Here is an 18,544-nt window from a genome sequence, read left to right as displayed (position 1 = left end):
CTTGTCAGATCTGCGATTAAATACGGGCCGATTGCTTACCCGATCATCCGCAAAGTAATAAACAACCGAAAAAAGAACAACACAACTAATGAAAACGATACTCGCAGCGACTCGCGAAAAAGCCGCTGAACGATAAAAGGCCAGAGAAAATGAATCATTTTCTCTGGCCTTTTTCTATTGCTTACATGCTAAATGAGCGGCAATGCCTGACGGATCGCTAGATAATCCAGCTCCTCGCTTTCGGAAGGCTTAGCAGCAGAGTCGTCGCTAGAAGCATCCTCTGAGGCGGGTTGTTGTTGCGTCCCCTCGCCTTCATCTGCTTCCTCTTCCTGCATTTGCTGAATTTCCTCGAAACTCACAGGTGCTAGTTCAGGAAGTTCAGCATCTTCTACTTGGAACCCTTCCCCATAATGGTCGAAAAACGCGTTCGCCATTTCCTGGTAGCCATTCATATTCGGATGGACGTCTCCAGAATTCGGGACGAGTTCCACCGCATCCTCGCCGAAACGGTCGGATACATCGACGAATGTCGCGCCCGCCTGTTCTGCTTGTTGTTGAAGGATTGCGTTTAACTGCTCCAACTGCTTAGCCGTCCCTTGCTTTTGGCTGTCACGGGCATGTGGATAAGCGAAATAATAGCCCATTACATAGATGTCGGCTGACGGTGCAAGCTCTTCTAGTTCGGAAAGAATGGTTTCAACGTTTTCTCGGGCCCCATTCAATGCGTAATCTGCCTGAATCTCGCCAAAGCTCAGAGCTCCTTCAGCTGGAGTTGCTTGGACAAGTCGCAGCAAATCGTTCGCCCCGGCAGACACCGTGATGATATTTGCCGAACCCAGCAGCTCTTTTGCCTCATCCGATTCAATGCTTTCTAGGACGTCACTTGTGGTGAAGCCAGGAAAAGCTAAACTTTTCGAATAGAAGGCAAGCGGCTGGTTGCGTGTCAATTCCTGTGCAATCAAGTCTGTATAACCGCTGTCAATTGCCCGGTTCGGCGTCTGGCCTGCCGCCAGTGAATCGCCGATGGCCACATAAGCAGCAGGTATTTGCGGCTCTGCCGATACGGTGGTGCCCATAGCTATTAGCAACAGCCCCGCCGCCACTGAACTCATCGTCTTTTTCATGTAGTCACCTCGTTAGAATGCCCAATTTCCTTGTCGGAAAATGGCTTCGGTTGTGCCGTCTTCTGTAATCCCGTCAATGTCCATCTCGCTCGAACCAATCATGAAATCTTCATGGACAATCGATGTATTCAATCCATAATCCTGCAATTGATCGCGCTCGAGATCTGTTCCACCTTCGAGACAAGTTGGATAGGAGTCGCCAATGGCCAAATGATTCGATGCGTTTTCATCGAATAAGGTGTTATAGAACAAAACGCCAGACTTAGAAATCGGGGATTCCACTGGTACTAGCGCCACTTCTCCCAAGTACGCTGCCCCTTCATCGGCTGAAATCAGTTCATCCAACAGCTCCTGTCCGACTTCTGCATGGGCTTTAACAATGCGACCTTTCTCAAAATACAAGGTAAAGCCATCGATAATATTGCCTTGATACACAAGTGGCTTTGTGTTGCGCACAGTGCCTTCGACTTCCAGTTTAGCCGGCACGGTATATACTTCTTCTGTCGGCATGTTAGCGATAAATGGCACATTGTCTGGCGTGTGGGAAGCTCCGGTCATCCACATATGGCCCGCCGGTAAGCCAATCGTCAAATCGGTTCCCGGTGCACGGTAATGCAATTTCCGGTAATGTCGCTCATTCAAAGCAGCTGCCCGCTGTTCCAAATTTTTGATATGCTCTTGCCAGAGGGCGACCGCGTCACCATCTCCAATGCGCACGGTTTGGAAAATCGCTTGCCAGAGGGTTTCCATTTGGTCCTGTTCGTCCGGGAACACTTTTTCTGCCCATTTTTCAGAAGGGATGGCGACGATCGACCAGGCGATTTTGTCGGACCCAACAGCCTGACGGTAGCGCTCTAATGCTTTTCCTGCAGATTTTTGCCCATCGCTCAGGCGTTTTGCCGGAATGCCGGCAAATAAATCCGGATCCTCTGCATCAATCCACAAGAATGCGCCTTTGTGGTCGATGATGGCATCGCGCTGTTTGACTGTCCAATCAGGAAACTCATGAAATGCAGCGTCCGGCGCCAATTCGTAATGCGTGCGCATCACAAAAGGATCTGAAAAAGCGACATGGACTTGTTTTGCCCCGGCTTCATAAGCTTTTTCAACTACCAAACGAGTAAATTCTACGGTATCTGTCGTTGTTTGAATCAGCAATTCCTGCCCCGGCTGGATGTTGACGCCAACACGGACCGTCAGTTCAGCATACTGCGCTAATTTTTCTTGGAAGCTCATTATTTCTTCCCCTTTGCTGAGATGGTTTTGCTATTGCCTTCGATCAGTTCGCCGCCGTGCATGATTTTTTGTACTGGTTTACCCGGCAACTCTTTCGTCAATTTCTTATAATGTTTTTCATCCGCATAGGCAAGAAGCGTCAACACTTCCCCGTCAGCTCCCGCGCGCCCGGTTCTGCCCGAGCGGTGCAAATACTGCTCGACAGTCATCGGAGCATCGACGTGGATGACATGTGTCAACTGATCGATATCCAGTCCCCGTGCCGCCACTTCGGTCGCGATCAAGACGGCTGTTTCACCTTTACGGAAATCATCCAATGCTTTCTTGCGTTCTTCTTTTTTCATTTCGGAATGCAAAGTCGCGATTTTGGCGTCGCGGAATTTTAACTTACTTTCTTTCATTAGCACTTGGTCAAGATTGTTGACGAACGCCAATGCCTTGACCCCTGTCATATGCGATAGGCTGCGAAGCAAGTCGGTCTTGTCGCGCTCATCGACCTTGATGAACGAATGTGTCACTTTACCTTGCTTGGGCAATTGTTCAGCCGATACTTGCAGGCGTGTCGGGTGTTTCATCAAACGCTCTGCCACCAATTCGATTTCCTCTGTAATCGTCGCCGATACCAATACAAGCTGGCGATCTTGCTGTGTTCTTTCGATGAGGTCTTTCATGATGCCGCGGTGTTCGCGTGCCATCAATTGATCCCCTTCATCGAGTACCATAATGCGCACTTCATGCATCTTGAGTTTCTTGGTCTTGACCAATTCGTTCAAGCGCCCTGGTGTGCCCACGACGATTGTCGGCTTTTTCTTTAACTTATCCAATTGCCGCTGGATATTCGCACCGCCGATCAATGGGGTGACGGTCACATCCGTTCCCGTCGTCCATTCACGCAAAACATTGACGATTTGCATCGCGAGTTCTTGTGAAGGGGCGATAATCATCGCTTGCGTATTCGGTTTTTTCGGGTTGACGCGCTCTAAAATTGGCAATAGATATGCCAAGGTTTTTCCTGACCCGGTCGGCGATTCCGCCACGATGTCGTTTCCTGCGAGCATTTCCGGAATCATCTGTTCCTGAATCGGCATCGCTTCGGTAAAACCGGTTTGTTTCCATTTTTCTTGCCATACAGGGCTTAAGTCTTCTATAAATTTCATGTGCCATTCCACCTTCTTTTCAATGCCTTAAGTGTACCATATTCGGCCCAGCACCGCCTTTTCAGGCAAATGAAAAGGCGGCTCCTTTTTTCAAGGAACCGCACTTTTTCAATCGGCATAACGTTGTTTGTAGACGCGTTCTTTCTGTGCTTCCGTTACCTTTTGATTGGGCTTTTTAATGAACAAAGCTAATAGGAAAGCAGCGAGCGCGATATACGTCGATACCGTAAACGAAAAATTGATGCCTTCAAGCATCGCAGGGATGGTTGCTTCCTGTGCGCTTGTGCCGGAAGCGACCAGGTCTTGGACAGTAGCTTCGGTGCGCGTATTCATCAAGGTCACAAGAAACGCAGAACCGATCGCACCAGAAACTTGCTGCAGGGTATTGTTGATGGCTGTCCCGTGCGGATAGAATTTCATCGGCAATTGGTTAAGCCCATTGGTCATGACGGGCATCATGACCATTGAAATCCCGAACATGCGCAAGGTGTAAATCGCCATAATTTGAAAATATCCCGTATCCAGTGTTAAGTTGCTGAACAAATAAGTGGTGATGACGACAAGAGCCAGTCCAGGCAATGCCAGCACTTTGGCTCCGAACCGGTCAAAGATGCGCCCGGTGATTGGGGACATGATTCCCATGACGAGTGCGCCCGGGAGCATCATCAAGCCAGACTGTATTGGAGAGATCCCCTTGATGGTCTGGATGTAGATTGGCATAAGAATCATGGCCGAGAACATGGCCATCGACAAAGTGATCGAAATGACTGAAGACAAGGCGAACATCGGGTGCTTATAGACACGAAGTTCCAATAGCGGCTCTTTTAGCTTCATCTGGCGGAAGGAAAAGACCGTCAAGGAAAGCAGGCCAACTGCAATTGTCAAATAAACGGCCGGATTTTCCCAGCCGAGCGAGCCGGCGGAACTGAATCCGTACAAGAGACCGCCAAAGCCAAGGCTCGATAGAACAAGTGATAAGGGATCAAGCGACAGCTCGCGATTTTGGAAAGTCAGGTTTTTTAATTTGAAGATCCCGAGCAAAAGTGGGATCAATGCGACAGGCAATACGATGAAAAATAGCACTCTCCAGGAATAGGTCTGGACGATAAATCCAGAAAGGGTCGGGCCGATTGCCGGCGCCACGACCATGACCATGCCGAAGATGCCCATCGCCTGCCCTCTCTTCTCAACCGGAAATGCGGCGAGCATGACATTCATCAATAAAGGCATCATAAGTGCAGCACCGGATGCCTGTACCATGCGGCCGATCAACAGGATGGCAAATGCTGGAGCCAGTGCGGCCAGCAAGGTCCCCACCGAGAACAAGGACATGGCGACAATGAAAATCGCCCGGTTCGAATAGCGTTGAATCAAATAAGCGCTCGCTGGAATTAAGATCCCGTTGACGAGCATATAGCCCGTGACGAGCCATTGGGCCGTCGCGGCATCGACTTTCAAGTCAATCATGATTTCCGGCAAGGCAATATTCAAAAGGGTTTGATTGAAAATCGCCACAAATGCTCCAGTGAACAAAATGGCGATAATTCCATATGGGGGTTTCGTTGTTTCTGTCATCGTTGTTTCCTCCGTCTCACTGAATTATTTCGGCATTTTATACTCTATCGACATATTTTATACTCATAGTATAGTTTTTACAAGAAAGACGAATCCGTAAGGGGCAATAAGTTTGAAACATTGATTTCATCAGCTTTTGACGGTATGCTTTGGCTATACTATCAGTCCAAAAAAAGGGGATACTATGAATCCTAAAAAACAGCAAATCATCAATGCCGCCCACCACTTATTCATTAAGAAAGGCTATAATGCCTCGTCCATACAAGACATTCTAGATGAAGCCGGCATTTCAAAAGGCACCTTCTATAATTACTTTACTTCGAAATCGGAATGCCTCATCGCGTTGATGGAATCGATCGCTGAAGATATCCGGTCAGCACGCATATCGGTCGCTTTTGGTGAATCCCCGAGTGACCCGGATCTTTTTGCAAAACAACTCGCGATCCGCATCCGCATGAACCACGAGAAAAATTTATTTTCTTTGTACGAAAGCATTTTCTACTCACAAGATGAAGAATTGAAAGCTTTTGGAAAAAGCCAGTATATTTTGGAACTCAAGTGGCTAAGCAGCCGAATCATCGATTTATTCGGTGAAAAAGTACGGCCCTACGCATTAGAAAATGCCGCTATCGCAAATGGCGCGCTACAACAATTGATGCATGTCTGGCGCTTTGGCACCGAACAACAGCTGCCACTAGACGAATTGACCGATTATATTGTGCATCGTATGAAGCAAGCGGTAGAGATTCAATTGAAAGATGGCAAGCAATTTCTCTCGGAAGGCTTGTTAGGCCAGCCTCAACAGCCGCCGGCATTATCGGACAGTGTCCCTCAATTGCAAGCATTCGCAGAGCAAGCAGAAAACGATGACGTGAAGCAATTGCTGACATTTTTGGCCGATGAATTAACAGCTGAACATCCACGAAATGCCGTCCTTAGCAGTGTACTGACTTCGTTAGGCCAAACGACAGAGTCTGAAGCAGGCCTGCAGAGACTGCTTGAACAACTATGGCGCCAAATCAAATGAAAAATCCCCGTCCCTGAAAGTCAGGGATGGGGATTTTTTTATGAGGGACGCCTCCGCCCCGCTGCCGCTTGTTCAAATGCATACGCATATTCAATCAATTTCGGTTCATCGAATGCCTGGCCGGCAAATGTAATGCCGAACGGTTCACCAGCGGCTGTCAATCCCGCCGGCACTGTAATGGATGGGAAACCCGCAGCAGCCCCGATATTGCAGCCGAAATCTTGAGGCAACAAAAGCGCATCTGCGCCAGCTTGTTGAAGCTGTTTTTTCATGCCTTGTTCAGCCGCGAGGAACCGGTTGCGCTCAAGCGCCTCGACATATTCCCGCTCCGTCAAGTTACCGCTCATACGATTTGCCTGTTGCAAGAGATTCTGGCCGAATTTTAACATCTGCTCAGCGTACTCTTCGTTGTATGAAATGATGTCACTCATTGAACGAATGCGGTGGTCGGGGTTCGAACGCGCCAAATAAGCGTTCAAGTCTGCTTTGAATTCATGGAGCAACACCGCAAAACCGAGATCTTCCTGCTTGGTACCGATATCGACTTCCTTGATGGTAGCTCCGCATGCGTGCAACTGCCCCATGGCTGCTTCGAAAGCTTTGGCCTGGTCATCTGGAATTTCTTTAAACAATTGACGGTCTAAGCCGAGAACGACGCCGGACAATCCGTCGCGCTTCAAATGTTGCTGCCAGTCATAGCCTATAAATTGATCCGCCAACGCGGTAATTACATCTCCTGAGTCTGTCTCTATTAATGCGGCAAACACCGCTACCGCATCTTCCACTGAGCGTGCAAGCGGACCTGCTGTGTCTTGCGTATGCGATAAAGGAATAATCCCCGTGCGGCTCACCAGCCCGACAGTTGGCTTGATGCCAACCAGGCTATTCTGTGCCGCTGGATTAATGATTGAACCGGAAGTTTCCGTCCCGACTGCAGCCACAGCCAAATTTGAAGCCACTCCAGCCGCCGATCCTGAACTCGATCCGCCGACATCAAAAGGGCCGTACGGATTTTTCACCTGGCCGCCGCGTGAGCTGAAGCCATTGGTCATTTTATCGCTCATAAAATTCGCCCATTCGGTCATATTCGTTTTGCCGAGGATAATTGCACCTGCCGCACGCAACTTTTCTACCACCTTGGCATCACGCAGCGCATAGTGATCTGCCATCGCGAGTGATCCTGCACTTGTGTGCATGCCATCTCCAGTATCCATATTGTCTTTTACGAGCAAAGGGATGCCATGTAAGTTAGAGCGCGGCCCTTTATGCTTACGTTCAAAGTCTAGTGCTTGAGCGGTCAACAAAGCGGCTGGGTTGATTTCGAGAACGGCGTGGATCTGGCCATCGCGCAGCGAAATGTTTTCTTTATACATCAGCACGAGCTCTTCTGAAGTCAGCTTGCCTGTTTCCATTTCTTTTTGCAGTTCGGCAATCGTCATTTCATCGAGCTTGTTTTTCCGATAATCCTCCAGTTTTTGATGATGCATGCTTGTTCCTCCTACATGGTACAAAATAAGCCTCATCTTAAGGCCAAAACTATCTAAAAAAGCCTGAGCTCATGAGCTTAGGCTTTTATCGGTATATTCCTTTAGCAGTTCAAATAAGGACAGTTCGTAAAGCTGCCTGCCGTTGATCTTGAAGACATTCTTTGAAACGAGTTCATCAATGACCATCGACCGTTTGTCTTCGAATTTCGACTCGGGTATGTGTTCCATCGTGCTTCTTCTCTCCTTGCAGATAGTATCACTATTTCTATACCCGAAGTGATCTTATCCTAAAACCTGCCAAAAGAAAAACAGCCGATAATTTTTTCGGCCGCCCTTGTTTCGACAAATTTATGTTTACCCTTTGTCCGGATAGCGTTTTTGCAAATAAGATACTGCATTGCCAATCAATTCTTTCAACACTTCGGGATCGATGTCGCTGAACTTATTGATGTAAATGCAGGATTTACCCGCAGTACATTTCCCCAAACGTTCGAGCGCATCCGGCTCTTTTTCTGCACACCCTGTCAGATACAGACTGATTTTCGCTTTGCGTGGGGAAAATCCAGCGAGCGGTGCATCGCCTTCGTGGCCAGTTGCGTAGCGGTAGTGGTAAGAACCAAAACCAATGATGCTGTCGCCCCACATTTTTGCTGGATAACCTGTCGCTTGTTCAAAAAGCTCTAGTAATCGATAAGCGTCTTCTTTTTTAGATGGCTTTTCCACTGTTTCAATAAATTCGATGACGCTGCCTTCATGCTCTTTTGTTTTTTGTTCGTACATCACGAACCCTCCTTTTAAAAACTTCTCTGCTTTAGAACTACTTCCATAGCCACTACCGGTTATCCTGCTGCATACCTAGATTGTCAAGTTGAGCTTCGCCACGGAAGTGAGGAAACCAATTTGTAGGCATAAAAAAACTCCCATGCTGTTTTACAAGAACAGTTTGGGAGCATTTAATTACATGGCGCTGGCAGTTATCTCGTCAACCAAGCCACACACTCGACATGGGTTGTCTGCGGAAACATATCGACCGGCTGGACTTCCTGTGTCCGGTAGCCGCCGTCTTCTAAGATACGCAAATCGCGTGCCAATGTCGCTGGATTGCACGAAACATACACAATGCGCTGTGGTCGCTGTTCGAGCATCGTCTGAAGGAGTGCCTCATCGCAGCCTTTTCTCGGAGGATCGACGACCAGGACATCTGCCTCTTTGCCATCTTTGTACCAGCGCGGAATGACTTCCTCAGCAGGACCTGCTTCAAATAAAGTATTTGTGAGGCCATTCAAATCGGCATTGCGCTTAGCGTCTTCGATAGCCTGTGGAACAATTTCAACGCCCATGACAAATTTTGCGCGCTGTGCAAGAAATAGCGAGATCGTTCCAATGCCGCAATACGCATCGATTACTGTTTCATTTCCTGTCAGCCCCGCATAGTCTAGCGCCTGCCCATACAGCACTTCCGTCTGTTCGGGATTGACCTGATAGAATGAACGCGCTGAAATTTCAAAACGCACATCGCCAATCCGGTCTTCGATAATATCTTTGCCCCATAGATTGATGGTGTCATTTCCGAAGATGACATTGGTCTTGTCGCCATTGACATTTTGCATAATCGACGTGACGTCCGGCAATGCGGTACGGATCGCCTCCACAGCACGCTCTGCTTGCGGGAATTTCTGCTTCTTCGTTACCAACACGACCATTAATTCGCCTGTCACGCGGCCTTTGCGAAGAACGACGTGGCGCAGCATGCCCCGGTGCGTCTTTTCTTCGTAAGGCTCGATGCCTATGTCCTGCAAATTGCGTTTGAGTGACGCCATCAAGGTGTCCGCTTCCGGTGTTTGGATCAGGCAGATATCGGTATCGGCAATACGGTGCGAACGCGGCTGGTAGAAGCCTGCGACGACGCGGCCGTCATCCATGCCGAATGGGATTTGTGATTTATTGCGGTAGCGCCACGGATTGTCCATGCCTTTAACCGGATGGACCGGCACGTCCGGCAATTTGCCGAGTCGCGCCATCGCATCGCGCACGACTTTCTCTTTATACTTCAATTGGCCTTCGTAGGATAGGTGCTGCAATTGGCAGCCGCCGCAAATCTCAAACACCGGGCACGGTGCGTCGATACGGTCTGCGGATTTCTCTTCAATCGAGATGAGTTTGGCAAAGCCGTATGATTTCAATGTTTTCAAGACATGCACCGTTACGGTCTCGCCGGGCAAAGCATCTTTGATGAACAGCGGATAGCCGTCCACTTTGGCAACGCCTGCGCCATCATGCGTCAAGTCTTCGACGTAGACGGACAAGCGGTCATTTTTCGTTACTGGTTTCATTACGTTCACTCCATTTCACATTGACTTATTGTAACATATCCGCTTTTTGAGCAGTAAAAAACTGCGGCGGGAAATTCCCGCCACAGCTTTATTTTTTGTCTTTTGTTACTGGGCCATCTTTTAATGATATCCAGAAACCGACGGCAATCGCCAGGATGATCACCAGAAACGGCGCATAGAAAATGAAAAAATCATTCATCATTCATAGCCTCCTTCAGGCATGATAATCCGATTTCCCTTTGACATAGTCTTTGTCAAACAAGAACAGACGGAACAATAGATAAAGCGATGGCAATAATAGCCCAAGTCCTGCAATAAAGGCGATAATTAAGGCGATCGCCATTGATTCATTCGTGAAACTATCGTAAATCGTCAAATGCGGATATAACAGATACGGGTAATGCGATGCCCCGTAGGCAAAAAACGCGGTGAAGAACTGGCCGACGAGCAAGATGAACGCCAAACCGTAATTGCGCTTTTTCCAAATCAAAAATACGGTGCCAAGGAACAACAAGAACGATAGCGCAAACATCCACCACAGATCGAGCAAGCTCGCGTAATGTTCGGGGTTATGCCCGCGCAGTTCGAAAATGATCCCGGTTGCGGTGATGATCGTCGGTCCGGCCCACACCAATGCGTATTTCCGTACCAATTGAGTCGCCTTTACATCTCCTGCTTTGTGTGCGTACCAAGTCAAGAACACTGCGGAAATATAAAGCACCGCTGCAAGGCTCAAGACGACGATACTCCACATTAGAGGGCTTGTGAAAAGTGCCCAGTAATCAAGCGAGGGCTGCCCGCCTTCAAGCCGCATAAAGCCGCCTTCTGAAATAGCCAGTACCGGCGACAATGCCGCCGGAAGCAATAGGCCAGATAAGCCGTACATATAAATATAGCCGCGGTGGTCAATCTTCGCGCCGTATGTGGCAAATGCATAATACGAACCGCGCACGGCGAGCAAAATCAACGCAAGACTTGCCGGCACCAGCAGCGTCGTGCCGTAGTAAAACGCCGTCTGCGGGAAAAACCCGATGATGCCGACGAAGAAGAATACGAAAAAGACGTTCGTCACTTCCCATACCGGCGACAGATAACGCTGGATGATGCCCGTCAGGATATGCTGCTTGTCCGAGAAAGCGCTATAAGCGTTAAAGAATCCGGCGCCAAAATCAATCGACGCCACAATGACGTATAGAAACAAAAACAACCAAAGAACGGAAATCCCGATAATCTCAAGTGTCATGATTCCTCACCGCCTTTACTGGATTCACGCTGTGCCAACTCTTTCTCAACTGGATTACGTTTATACATGCGGGACAAGACAACAACCGTCCCGATTCCGAGAATGACGTAGAGGCCGGCAAACAACACGATCATCAAATCGACTTGCCCGCTTGCCGTTGCCCCTTCACTGGTCTTCATGTAACCGCGCAAGATCCATGGCTGTCTGCCGACTTCTGTAAACCACCAGCCAGCTTCGATGGCAATCATCGCGAGCGGACCGCTGAGCACTGTCAGCCAGCGGAACCATTTCTGCTTGACGATGGACCAACCGCGCCAAAATCCGACTACGAAGACGAAAGAGAAGAACGCAAGCCACATGCCGAGCGTGACCATCGTGTCGAACAGGTAATGGATCCATAATGGCGGAATTTCATCTTCTGGGAAATCGTTCAAGCCAATGACCTCACCACTTGGAACACCATGTGCCAAAATGCTCAATGCGTATGGGACGCGGATTGCGTATTTTGGCTCTTCGCCGTCCAACACGCCAAACAGCACAAGTTCGGCTTCCGGTCCTGTTTCAAAATGCCATTCAGCCGCCGCCAGTTTCTCTGGTTGGTATTCGGCCAAGTATTTCCCGGAGAAGTCGCCGATGATAGCGGTCGCAACCGAAAAGATCAATGCCAGCTTCATCGTCAGGAACAATGCTTTTTTGTGGTAAATATGATTCGATCCCCGCAACAAACGGAAAGCCGCGATTGATGCTAGGATAAAGGCACTTGTCATGAACGCTGTCGACAAGACGTGCGCGACTTTTGTCGGCACTGCCGGACTGAACATCGCAAGCAACGGACTCACATTGACCAATTCGCCATTCAATACATCAAAGCCTTGCGGCGCATTCATGAATGAATTGACGATGGTGATGAATATAGAAGAAGCCGCCGCTCCGAGTGCGACTGGCACCAACAGGAGAAAATGCTTGCGCTGGTCTTCAAACCGATCCCACGTATACAAATAGATCCCGAGGAAAATCGCTTCAAAGAAAAACGCGAAGACTTCCATGAACAACGGAAGCGCAATGACATTCCCTGCCATCTGCATAAAGTTCGGCCACAATAATGATAATTGCAGCCCGATTGCGGTGCCGGTTACGACGCCGACCGCTACCGTGATGACAAATCCTCTTGCCCAACGTCGTGCCAGGAGGATGTAATGTTCATCATTTTTTCTGATCCCGACCCATTGGGCAATCATGATCATAAGCGGGACCCCTACACCGATCGTTGCGTAAATGATGTGAAAAGATAGGGTCATCAAGGTTAGTATCCGGCTCATTAAAGCCGTATCTTCAAATCCCAAAATTCTCGTCCCCTTTACATGGGCTAAAACTCAACCCGTTATATGTTTTATTGTACCTCAAAGCCCCCCCTATAAACTTCTGCGAGGCATTCGATTCCGCCCGATGTTTGAATAAGCTGTGACAAAACGAACACATAAGCATTGAAATTTTGCTGAATTTTTAGTATTCTATAATGAACAAAAGAAAAGGATGATTCATATGGAAACAAGCAGAAAGGTATTTGCCTATATCACCAGAGGCGAAGAAAACAACCGAGAATTGCTCGTATTCGAGTACAAAGGCGAACCCGAAGTCGGACTGCAGGTGCCAGGCGGAACGATCGGCGATGGCGAATTATTGATCGATGCCCTGTACCGTGAAGTGAAAGAAGAAACCGGCTTGCCGCGCAATGTGCTCGAATTCGTCGGGAAAATTCATAAATACAATTACTACCCGTCGCACAAAGAAAAAGCGTACGAGCGCAACATCTTCCATTTTGAATACACTGGCGAAAAAATTGACGAATTTGAACATACGATCAAAAGCAAAGGCCGCGACAATGGGCTAGTCGTCCAGTATCGCTGGGAACCAATTGAAGATCTCCCGAAGCTTGCGGCAGACCAAGACGAAGCCATCGAATTGTTGGAATATTAAGCTTAAAAAAACGATTCGCTCCACCACACCGGGTTGAGCGGATCGTTTTTTATTTGCGGTCTTTTTCTTTGATGTATTCCAGCGGTACGAACATTTCAATATGCCGCTCCAAGTTCTCGAAAGTAGCCGGCAAAATACCGCCAAACTCGCCGTCCAAGTTGAGCAAGACGCGTTCATTGGATGTCACTGAAATCTTGCTTGCCTTCACATATAAGACATGAGGGTCGGATAAATGTTCCCCGCGAAGCGCTAGGGAAGCCACACGGATAAACTCTGCCATATTCAATTCTTTCAGAATGAGCAAAGTAAATTTGCCGTCATTAATACTCGCGTCCGGCGCTAGCTTTTCAAAACCGCCGACGGAATTGGTTAGCCCAATCAAGAACATCATCGCTTTGTCGTCGAACACTTGCCCATCGTATTCAATGCGGACGCGTGAAGAACGAATCGATGGAATCATCTCGATGCCTTTTAAGTAATAGGCCAACTGGCCAAGTACCGTCTTGAGTTTGCTTGGAACTTCATAGGTTAGCTCCGTTAGACGGCCGCCTCCGGCAATATTGACGAAATAACGGTCATCGTTCATCACTCCGATATCGACAGGGATCGACTCACCTTTGATAATGATGTCAACGGCGCGGTTGATGTCGCGCGGTATGCGTACGGCGCGCGCGAAGTCGTTGGTCGTGCCCATTGGAATCAAGCCCACTTTCGGGCGTTCCGGATATTTAGCAATTCCTGAAACCACTTCATTGAGTGTCCCGTCTCCGCCAACTGCTACTACTAAATCAAATTTATGCTCGACGGCATACTCTGCCGCCTTGACTGCGTCCCCTTCACATGTTGTTGCATGGCAAGAGGTTTCGTATCCTGCGATTTCCATCTTTTGTAATACTTCCGGAAGGTGGCGGCGGAACAATTCCCTGCCGGATGTTGGGTTATAAATTATGCGTGCTCGTTTCATCGGATTCAGCCTTTCTGGACCATTCTCTAAAAACAGGACATGACAGGGCTGCAGAAAGTTCCCGCGAACGGGACATTCTGCAGCCGGCTGTCTGTATGGTATTACAAGATTTCTTGCAAGCTTTTGCGAATGTCTTCATACGTATCTTGCCAGAGATCCGGATCAGACGTGAAACGATCCGATATCTCTCCGACAATCGTTTTCCAATGCAATTCGTATTGAGGATTTTCTTTTTCCGGCAGTTTTGTTTTCTTCTCATCGACCATCTGTTGGACTTTTGGTGAACGTGGCCCCCAAGAGCCCATTACTTCCCCACTTTCGGACAGGAAGATGTATTTCGGAATCGACTTGCCGCCGTTCGTCAAATAGCGATCCATGAGTTCTGGGTTGTCATCGCGGTAAACACAGCGCACTTCGAGATCCCCCGCTTCTGCCAATTTTCTCAGAATCGGGTTGACCATCATCGCATCGCCGCACCAGTCTTCGGTAATCGCCAAGATGTTCACTCGCTGCTGTTTCAACTTATCGATAAATTCCGTGTCGTCCGGCAGCTTGAATTTCTCGTAGATCGTATAAGTTTTTTCTTGATTTGACTCCATTTGCGCCATGTATTTCTCCAGCGTGATGGCGTGCTCAAAATATTCCCGTTCCGTCATCATTCTATCACGTCTCCTTACCCAACAGTTTACCTGTTCTTTTCCCTTTGCGGCAAACTTTTAAGCAAAAAGCTGTAGAATTGTTCCAATTAAGTCTACATTTCGTAGCGGTTGCTGGTTTATAATGCAGAGCAGTAAATTAGACATGAGAGCGATATGGATAATTCATTGTCTATTTTACCACGAGATAGCTGTCTTCTGCTTTGGGCTGGCCTTTCGCAATAAGCTAAGAAGTAGGCTTAGCTGGACTTGATAGTGAAATGAATCGTTCTTGGATTATTTTATCGTGAAGCAGTCGCCTCCCGCTTTGGGCTGGCCTCCCACAATGAGCCGGGAAAGACGCTCGTCTCATTGCTTCGGCTCGCCCGTGTGCGCGGTTCGGCTTTTAGATTCCAGTGGATGTTACGTGCGAAGAAGTGTCACTGTTGATTGTCTTCATCCGCTGGTGGGAATGCTTAGCTAGATTTGATAGTGGAAAAGATGGTTCATTAGCTATTCTTTATGCAATTACAAAACTCTCCAAAACTATTCATACTAATTTCAGTGACAGTTGAATTTCATTTCCCCAATACACTTAGATATGAAGCGGAAAGGGGCCGACGCCTGAGGGACCGCGCGGGCTGGCGAGACAAATGTGCCGCGTTCTTTGCGGCACATTGGCTCAACACCCGCCCCTTATTCGGGCAGCTGAAAACGCGACGTCCTGTCGCATCAGCTGCATGACCTGCATCCTGCAGGCCTCAAGCGTGCCCCTTGGAGCGGAATCTCAAGGAAATAACATTTCGACTACCAGATTTAACTTTTGAATCGCATTCACTAAAATAATCCACAAAAAAAAGGATGGCTGAGTGAGCCATCCTTTTTCTAATTAACGTTTCGCGATTTCCTCTAGGAGGATTTTGTTCAAGAGCGGCGGGTTGGCCTGCCCTTTGGTTGCTTTCATGATTTGCCCGACGAGGAAGCCGATTGCGCGGTCTTTCCCGTTCTTGTAATCTTCGATCGACTGCGGGTTGGCGTCCAATGTATTGGTAACGTATTCAAGCAATACGTTTTCGTCCGAGATCTGTACCAAGCCTTGCGCTTTGACGATCTTGTTCGGATCTCCGCCTTTTTCGATCAGTTCCTTGAAGACTTTCTTGGCGATTTTCGAAGAGATCGTACCTTCGCCGATCAATTTAATCATGCCGGCAAGCCCTTCTGGTGTTAGTTCCGTTTCTTCGAGCTCTTTGTTCTGGGCGTTGAGATATGCGGACACTTCACCCATCATCCAGTTGGATGTCAATTTCGCGTCGGCTCCGGCTTTCACCGTCGCTTCGAAGAAATCGGAAATCGGTTTTTGCAAAGTCAGTACCATGGCGTCATATGATGACAAACCAAGTTCTGACACGTAGCGGGCTTTGCGGCCATCCGGCAGTTCCGGAATCTCTGCGCGCACGCGCTCTAGCCATGCATCGTCAATGACGATATCAACCAAGTCCGGTTCTGGGAAGTACCGGTAATCGTCTGAACCTTCCTTGATGCGCATCAGCAGGGTTTTACCAGTTGATTCATCGTAGCGGCGTGTTTCCTGTTCGATGATGCCGCCTGCAAGCAAGACTTGCTCTTGGCGAATTTGTTCGTGCTCCAAGCCTTTTTTGACGAAGTTGAATGAGTTCAAGTTCTTCAGTTCGGTTTTCGTGCCGAATTCATCACGGCCGTACGGGCGCAAGGAAATGTTAGCGTCGCAGCGAAGCGAGCCTTCTTCCATACGCACATCAGAAACGCCTGTGTACTGGATGATCGATTTGATTTTCTCCAAATATGCATACGCTTCTTCTGGCGTGCGGATATCCGGTTCTGAAACGATCTCAATCAACGGTGTCCCTTGGCGGTTAAAGTCGACAAGAGAGTGGCCGTTGCCGGTATGTGTCAGCTTGCCTGCATCTTCTTCCATGTGGAGGCGTGTGATGCCGATGCGTTTTTTCTCGCCGTTTACTTCGATTTCTAACCAGCCGTGTTCGCCGATCGGCTGATCAAATTGGGAAATCTGGTAAGCTTTCGGGTTATCCGGGTAGAAATAGTTTTTGCGGTCAAATTTGGTGTGGCGTGTAATCTCGCAGTTTAATGCAAGCGCCGCTTTCATCGCCCAATCGACAGCTGTTTTGTTGACAACCGGCAGGACTCCAGGGTAGCCAAGATCGATGACGTTTGTATTGGTATTCGGTTCAGCACCGAAATGTGCCGGGGAAGGCGAGAACATTTTGGATTCCGTCTTCAGTTCGACGTGGACTTCAAGCCCGATGATCGTTTCGAAATTCATTGTGCTGCTCCCTCCCATGTTTGCGGTGTTTCTTTATGGAACTCGGTCGCCTGCTCGAAAGCATCCGCGACACGGTAGACGGTTTCTTCATCGAAATAATTGCCGATGATCTGCAATCCAAGCGGCAAGCCGTTGTCAAATCCACACGGAACTGAGATCGCTGGAACACCTGCCAAGTTGACAGGAATCGTCAAGATATCGTTCGCATACATCGTTAACGGGTCATCGATGATTTCACCGATCTTGAATGCCGGCGTCGGCGTTGTCGGCCCAACGATAACATCGAAGTTTTCGAACGCTTTATCGAAATCCTGCTTGATCAAGGTGCGCACTTTTTGCGCTTTTTTATAGTAAGCGTCGTAATAGCCTGAGCTCAGTGCATACGTTCCGAGCATGATGCGGCGCTTGACTTCATCGCCAAATCCTTCAGAGCGCGTGTTCATATAGAACTCCAGCAAGCTGCCGGCTTTTTCCGTCCGGTAGCCGTAACGGATGCCGTCGAAACGGGACAAGTTCGATGATGCTTCAGATGAAGCCAAGATGTAATAAGTCGAAAGTGCGTATTTGGAATGCGGCAAGGAAATCTCTTCCCATGTTGCGCCTTTTTCTTCCAATACTTTCAACGCATCTTTTACAGCTTGTTTCGATGCTTCGCTGACGCCTTCTGCGAAATACTCTTCTGGCACGCCAATGCGAAGCCCTTGAATATCGCCAGTGAGTGCTGCTGTGAAGTCTGGGACTTCCACATTTGCGGATGTTGAATCTTTTTCGTCGTGTCCGGAAATGGCGTTCAACAATAAGGCGTTATCTTTTACGGTGCGCGTAATCGGGCCGATTTGGTCGAAAGATGACGCATAAGCGATTAAACCAAAACGCGACACGCGGCCGTATGTTGGCTTCATGCCGACGACGCCGCAAAAAGCAGCCGGTTGGCGAATCGATCCGCCCGTGTCGGAACCAAGTGAAAACGGCACTTCACCTGCAGCAACTGCCGCAGCCGATCCGCCTGATGATCCACCTGGAACTGTTTCTAAATTCCACGGATTTTTCGTGTTTTTGTAATAAGAGTTTTCGTTGGAAGATCCCATGGCGAATTCATCCATGTTCAATTTCCCGACAATGATCATGCCAGCTTCACGCAATTTATCTACAACCGTTGCGTTGTAGATGGGGTTGAAGCCTTTCAGGATCAAACTCGAGGCAGTCGTCTCCAGTCCTTCTGTGACGATATTATCTTTCACTCCGATTGGCAAACCGAAAAGCGGGCCGCGTTCTCCTGCTTCCGTTTGGTCCATTTCTGCCGCTTGCGTTGTCGCTTGCTCTTCATTCAATGCCAAAAAAGCATCGACTTTCGGGTCCAATTCCTTCATGCGCTCGAATGTCGCTTTTGTCAGGTCCGCAATCGTCAATTCCTTACTATGTAGTAATTCCTGCAATTCTTTTGCAGTTTTATCAGCTAGCTTCAT

General features: G+C 48.5%; 17 protein-coding genes. 2 read left to right on the top strand and 15 right to left on the bottom strand.

The genetic code is table 11. From position 1 onward, the window contains the following. Positions 1 to 188 precede the first annotated feature (188 nt). The 4 genes from BBI11_RS04790 to BBI11_RS04775 all read right to left on the bottom strand — a co-directional run bounded on the left by BBI11_RS04790 (position 189) and on the right by BBI11_RS04775 (position 5,092). Positions 189 to 1,124, bottom strand: coding sequence for an SGNH/GDSL hydrolase family protein (locus BBI11_RS04790; RefSeq protein WP_068461140.1), 936 nt, complete (start codon positions 1,122 to 1,124; stop codon positions 189 to 191). 12 nt (positions 1,125 to 1,136) lie between these two features. Then, on the bottom strand, positions 1,137 to 2,360 hold the full coding sequence (locus BBI11_RS04785; RefSeq protein WP_068461138.1) for an aminopeptidase: 1,224 nt from the start codon (positions 2,358 to 2,360) through the stop codon (positions 1,137 to 1,139). Then, positions 2,360 to 3,517 (bottom strand): DEAD/DEAH box helicase, encoded by a 1,158-nt coding sequence (locus BBI11_RS04780; protein ID WP_068461133.1) that lies wholly within the window; start codon positions 3,515 to 3,517, stop codon positions 2,360 to 2,362. The genes BBI11_RS04785 and BBI11_RS04780 overlap by 1 nt, the downstream gene beginning before the upstream one ends. Before the next feature lie 108 nt (positions 3,518 to 3,625). Continuing rightward, positions 3,626 to 5,092 (bottom strand): MDR family MFS transporter, encoded by a 1,467-nt coding sequence (locus tag BBI11_RS04775; protein ID WP_068461132.1) that lies wholly within the window; start codon positions 5,090 to 5,092, stop codon positions 3,626 to 3,628. Positions 5,093 to 5,276: 184 nt separating this feature from the next. Here BBI11_RS04775 and BBI11_RS04770 point away from each other — a divergent pair, with 184 nt between their 5' ends. Then, on the top strand, positions 5,277 to 6,119 hold the full coding sequence (locus tag BBI11_RS04770; protein ID WP_068461129.1) for a TetR/AcrR family transcriptional regulator: 843 nt from the start codon (positions 5,277 to 5,279) through the stop codon (positions 6,117 to 6,119). A 38-nt stretch (positions 6,120 to 6,157) separates the two neighbouring features. On the opposite strand, the gene BBI11_RS04765 is transcribed toward BBI11_RS04770, so the two are convergent. The 7 genes from BBI11_RS04765 to BBI11_RS04745 all read right to left on the bottom strand — a co-directional run bounded on the left by BBI11_RS04765 (position 6,158) and on the right by BBI11_RS04745 (position 12,525). After that, positions 6,158 to 7,606, bottom strand: a complete 1,449-nt coding sequence (locus BBI11_RS04765) for an amidase family protein (protein WP_068461127.1) — start codon at positions 7,604 to 7,606, stop codon at positions 6,158 to 6,160. Positions 7,607 to 7,675: 69 nt separating this feature from the next. Then, positions 7,676 to 7,834, bottom strand: a complete 159-nt coding sequence (locus BBI11_RS16225) for a Fur-regulated basic protein FbpA (RefSeq protein ID WP_083389015.1) — start codon at positions 7,832 to 7,834, stop codon at positions 7,676 to 7,678. A gap of 126 nt (positions 7,835 to 7,960) precedes the next feature. Next, complete coding sequence (locus BBI11_RS04760) at positions 7,961 to 8,386, bottom strand: DUF1801 domain-containing protein (protein ID WP_068461126.1); 426 nt, start codon at positions 8,384 to 8,386, stop codon at positions 7,961 to 7,963. Positions 8,387 to 8,580: 194 nt separating this feature from the next. Continuing rightward, entirely contained in the window at positions 8,581 to 9,939 is a 1,359-nt protein-coding gene (gene rlmD / locus BBI11_RS04755) for a 23S rRNA (uracil(1939)-C(5))-methyltransferase RlmD (RefSeq protein WP_068461125.1), read from the bottom strand. Between the two features lie 88 nt (positions 9,940 to 10,027). Beyond that, positions 10,028 to 10,138 carry a cytochrome bd oxidase small subunit CydS family protein gene (cydS, locus tag BBI11_RS16750; protein ID WP_374703198.1) on the bottom strand — a complete coding sequence of 37 codons (111 nt, stop codon included), beginning with the start codon at positions 10,136 to 10,138 and terminating at the stop codon, positions 10,028 to 10,030. 15 nt (positions 10,139 to 10,153) lie between these two features. Then, positions 10,154 to 11,182 (bottom strand): cytochrome d ubiquinol oxidase subunit II, encoded by a 1,029-nt coding sequence (locus tag BBI11_RS04750; RefSeq protein ID WP_068461124.1) that lies wholly within the window; start codon positions 11,180 to 11,182, stop codon positions 10,154 to 10,156. Next, on the bottom strand, positions 11,179 to 12,525 hold the full coding sequence (locus tag BBI11_RS04745; protein WP_068461122.1) for a cytochrome ubiquinol oxidase subunit I: 1,347 nt from the start codon (positions 12,523 to 12,525) through the stop codon (positions 11,179 to 11,181). The genes BBI11_RS04750 and BBI11_RS04745 overlap by 4 nt, the downstream gene beginning before the upstream one ends. Positions 12,526 to 12,724: 199 nt before the next feature. Here BBI11_RS04745 and BBI11_RS04740 point away from each other — a divergent pair, with 199 nt between their 5' ends. Further along, entirely contained in the window at positions 12,725 to 13,159 is a 435-nt protein-coding gene (locus tag BBI11_RS04740; RefSeq protein ID WP_068461120.1) for an NUDIX hydrolase, read from the top strand. 49 nt (positions 13,160 to 13,208) lie between these two features. On the opposite strand, the gene BBI11_RS04735 is transcribed toward BBI11_RS04740, so the two are convergent. The 4 genes from BBI11_RS04735 to gatA all read right to left on the bottom strand — a co-directional run bounded on the left by BBI11_RS04735 (position 13,209) and on the right by gatA (position 18,544). After that, on the bottom strand, positions 13,209 to 14,123 hold the full coding sequence (locus BBI11_RS04735; RefSeq protein WP_068461117.1) for a diacylglycerol kinase: 915 nt from the start codon (positions 14,121 to 14,123) through the stop codon (positions 13,209 to 13,211). Between the two features lie 101 nt (positions 14,124 to 14,224). After that, positions 14,225 to 14,782 carry a thioredoxin family protein gene (locus BBI11_RS04730; protein WP_068461115.1) on the bottom strand — a complete coding sequence of 186 codons (558 nt, stop codon included), beginning with the start codon at positions 14,780 to 14,782 and terminating at the stop codon, positions 14,225 to 14,227. An 865-nt stretch (positions 14,783 to 15,647) separates the two neighbouring features. Next, positions 15,648 to 17,078: an Asp-tRNA(Asn)/Glu-tRNA(Gln) amidotransferase subunit GatB gene (gatB, locus tag BBI11_RS04725; RefSeq protein WP_068461113.1), complete on the bottom strand. Its 1,431-nt coding sequence runs from the start codon at positions 17,076 to 17,078 to the stop codon at positions 15,648 to 15,650. After that, the gene (gene gatA / locus BBI11_RS04720; RefSeq protein ID WP_068461112.1) at positions 17,075 to 18,544 is read right to left on the bottom strand and encodes an Asp-tRNA(Asn)/Glu-tRNA(Gln) amidotransferase subunit GatA; all 1,470 of its coding nucleotides are present in this window, start codon (positions 18,542 to 18,544) and stop codon (positions 17,075 to 17,077) included. Before gatA ends, gatB begins: the two co-directional genes overlap by 4 nt.

The organism is Planococcus maritimus, assembly GCF_001687625.2.
Classification (GTDB): domain Bacteria; phylum Bacillota; class Bacilli; order Bacillales_A; family Planococcaceae; genus Planococcus; species Planococcus maritimus.
The sequence above is the reverse complement of the archived record's forward strand: the minus strand, read 5'-3'. Positions and strand labels throughout refer to the sequence as shown.

Excerpts from the sequence above, each read along its gene's own strand:
- BBI11_RS04735 (WP_068461117.1), bottom strand. The coding sequence starts at position 14,123 with ATGAAACGAGCACGCATAATTTATAACCCAACATCCGGCAGGGAATTG.
- BBI11_RS04790 (WP_068461140.1), bottom strand. The coding sequence starts at position 1,124 with ATGAAAAAGACGATGAGTTCAGTGGCGGCGGGGCTGTTGCTAATAGCT.
- BBI11_RS04760 (WP_068461126.1), bottom strand. The coding sequence starts at position 8,386 with ATGTACGAACAAAAAACAAAAGAGCATGAAGGCAGCGTCATCGAATTT.
- BBI11_RS04780 (WP_068461133.1), bottom strand. The coding sequence starts at position 3,517 with ATGAAATTTATAGAAGACTTAAGCCCTGTATGGCAAGAAAAATGGAAA.
- rlmD (WP_068461125.1), bottom strand. The coding sequence starts at position 9,939 with ATGAAACCAGTAACGAAAAATGACCGCTTGTCCGTCTACGTCGAAGAC.
- BBI11_RS04775 (WP_068461132.1), bottom strand. The coding sequence starts at position 5,092 with ATGACAGAAACAACGAAACCCCCATATGGAATTATCGCCATTTTGTTC.
- BBI11_RS04765 (WP_068461127.1), bottom strand. The coding sequence starts at position 7,606 with ATGCATCATCAAAAACTGGAGGATTATCGGAAAAACAAGCTCGATGAA.
- gatA (WP_068461112.1), bottom strand. The coding sequence starts at position 18,544 with ATGAAGCTAGCTGATAAAACTGCAAAAGAATTGCAGGAATTACTACAT.
- BBI11_RS16225 (WP_083389015.1), bottom strand. The coding sequence starts at position 7,834 with ATGGAACACATACCCGAGTCGAAATTCGAAGACAAACGGTCGATGGTC.
- BBI11_RS04730 (WP_068461115.1), bottom strand. The coding sequence starts at position 14,782 with ATGATGACGGAACGGGAATATTTTGAGCACGCCATCACGCTGGAGAAA.
- BBI11_RS04770 (WP_068461129.1), top strand. The coding sequence starts at position 5,277 with ATGAATCCTAAAAAACAGCAAATCATCAATGCCGCCCACCACTTATTC.
- BBI11_RS04750 (WP_068461124.1), bottom strand. The coding sequence starts at position 11,182 with ATGACACTTGAGATTATCGGGATTTCCGTTCTTTGGTTGTTTTTGTTT.
- BBI11_RS04785 (WP_068461138.1), bottom strand. The coding sequence starts at position 2,360 with ATGAGCTTCCAAGAAAAATTAGCGCAGTATGCTGAACTGACGGTCCGT.
- BBI11_RS04740 (WP_068461120.1), top strand. The coding sequence starts at position 12,725 with ATGGAAACAAGCAGAAAGGTATTTGCCTATATCACCAGAGGCGAAGAA.
- cydS (WP_374703198.1), bottom strand. The coding sequence starts at position 10,138 with ATGAATGATTTTTTCATTTTCTATGCGCCGTTTCTGGTGATCATCCTG.
- gatB (WP_068461113.1), bottom strand. The coding sequence starts at position 17,078 with ATGAATTTCGAAACGATCATCGGGCTTGAAGTCCACGTCGAACTGAAG.